This is a genomic window from Vibrio sp. 03-59-1 (assembly GCF_013114135.1).
GTDB classification, from domain to species: Bacteria; Pseudomonadota; Gammaproteobacteria; order Enterobacterales; family Vibrionaceae; genus Vibrio; species Vibrio cortegadensis.
In genome coordinates this window covers 1-2,108 of sequence record NZ_VTYA01000051.1, presented here as the reverse complement: position 1 = coordinate 2,108, position 2,108 = coordinate 1, and the positions used below count along the sequence as shown (strand labels likewise).

Annotated in this window: 2 protein-coding genes; both read left to right on the top strand. The window is 40.8% G+C overall.

Annotated features, from left to right (window positions below; translation table 11 throughout):
- Positions 1 to 128: 128 nt before the first annotated feature.
- Positions 129 to 665: a nucleotidyltransferase family protein gene (locus F0249_RS19740; RefSeq protein WP_171757614.1), complete on the top strand. Its 537-nt coding sequence runs from the start codon at positions 129 to 131 to the stop codon at positions 663 to 665.
- A 140-nt stretch (positions 666 to 805) separates the two neighbouring features.
- The gene (locus F0249_RS19735) at positions 806 to 1,453 is read left to right on the top strand and encodes an HAD family phosphatase (protein WP_171757615.1); all 648 of its coding nucleotides are present in this window, start codon (positions 806 to 808) and stop codon (positions 1,451 to 1,453) included.
- The last annotated feature ends 655 nt before the right edge of the window (positions 1,454 to 2,108 follow it).

Genomic DNA, 2,108 nt, shown 5'->3' with positions numbered 1-2,108 from the left:
CCATTTGTTCGAAGTGTGTGTTTGGCGATATTCATTAGATCAAAGACAGCGATGCGCGTCTACCTCATTGTTTTTACGGTTAATTATGAGGGGATTCGCAAGAACAGGGCGTTAGGGCACAGGGCGAAATGGACAGAATCGTAGAATTAATCAAACAAGATCCAGTTAGGGTTAACGCTTTGAAGTGTGTATCTCAATTGGGTTTACCTCAATGCTATATTGCAGCAGGTTTCGTCCGAAATCTTGTGTGGGATGCATTACATGGTTTTCAGGTGGCGACACCATTGAATGATGCTGATGTTATCTATTTCGCACCTGACGAGCGAGATCCTAGTGCATATTTATACTATGAAGCTCAGCTTAAACAGGTAATGCCGGAAATTAATTGGCAAGTTCGAAATCAGGCAATAATGCACACTCGCAATGGTGACTTACCTTATACAAGTTCACTGGACGCTATGAGCTACTGGCCAGAGAAAGAAACGGCAATTGGTATCCGACAAGTTGCTCCCGAAAAGTACGAATGCATATCAGCTTTTGGGTATGAATCATTATTTGGTTACTGTGTCACGCATAACCCGAAAAGGTCACAAGAAACATTTAAAAGTCGTGTAAATTCAAAAGGGTGGTTAGTAAAGTGGTCATCTTTGATAACTGTGCCCTAACAAACAATTTAAGAGTGACTCCTAACGCTTGGCGAGTTCACTTTGATTTGAATTTAGTGTTTACGGTGAAATGGTTTAGTTTGGGTTTTATAGCGTTGTCGCACCTTAATTGGGCGTTATACGAACTCGAAAAATTTAACATGGAGAGTGAATTGAAAGATTATGAAGTTTATCTGTTCGATATGGACGGAACATTAGTAAATTCAGAGCCTTTAAAGGGCAAAGCGTTAGCATTAGCGTGTTTGGATTATGGCGCACACGTAGACCACAACATTTACAAAGATGTTATGGGTGAAAGCTGGCAGGTTGTAACGGGTCACTTTTTTGAAAATGCAGGTATTGCTCCTGACTTAACAGAGTTTAATTGCTACTTTCGAACTCATTACGAACAGATGCTCAATGATGATCTTGAGCTAAATGTTGGGGCTAAGGCTTACATAGAACAGTTAAAACTAGCAGGTAAAAAGTGTGGAGTTGTTAGTTCAGCAGCAACATGGATGGTGGATAATATTTTAGCCTCGTTGCAGCTAGAGAATGCTTTTGACCTTGTTATCACGCAGGAGCACGTAACTAAGCATAAACCTGATCCTGAAGCCTATACTTTAGCTCTTGGTAAATTAGCTGCTTCACCTGACCAAACCATTGTGTTTGAAGATTCCACAGCGGGTATCCGTGCTGGTAAATCTAGTGGCTGTGACGTCATTGCTGTTAAGCATGACTTTAATGGTAAAAATGATCTAAGCGGTGCATTTAAAGCAATCAGCACATATGAGGAAATGTTCGTATAACAAACAATTTAAGAGTGACTCCTAACGCTTGGCGAGTCTACTTTGATTTGAATTTTGTGTTTACGGTGCAATGGTTTAGTTTGGGTGTTATAGCGTTGTCGCACCTTAATTGGGCGTTATATTGCATGAGAATCAAAGGGTTAAATTATCCGTTTCTCTTTGTTCTGCGTTCAAGCTACACACCTGTTCGTTTCGTGAAAGTTGCCATCAAAATGACCATCGCACGTAGAAAGTGTGTCGGCTAATTAGCTGCAACGTCATGCAAGTCTCCTCGCTAGTAAATTTTGCTGGCTCAAGTTCATTTTGCGCGGCTTCTTTTTTGTGGGAACTTCATTGAAAGTTGTGGCTTAAACGCACTTTGTTGTCAGGTTTCTCGCTCGAATTCTTTGTCACTTTGGCTAATCGAACTTCTCTAATCTCAACTCATTTCGTTTCTTAGCCAAGTGCATTTTATTGTCTATGATTGAACTCAGAACTATCCATTTTACTTCTGAGTTCAAAGCCAGTAGATTTGTAGCAAATTCAGCACCTTGACGCTGAACTTGGCTCTGTCGTGCGGGCAATATAACAAAGCGTTTAAGACGGACTCCCAACGCTTGGCGGCTTTAGTTCAAAGATATGCATCAGTGTTTATGGCATAATGTCTTGAGTGCAG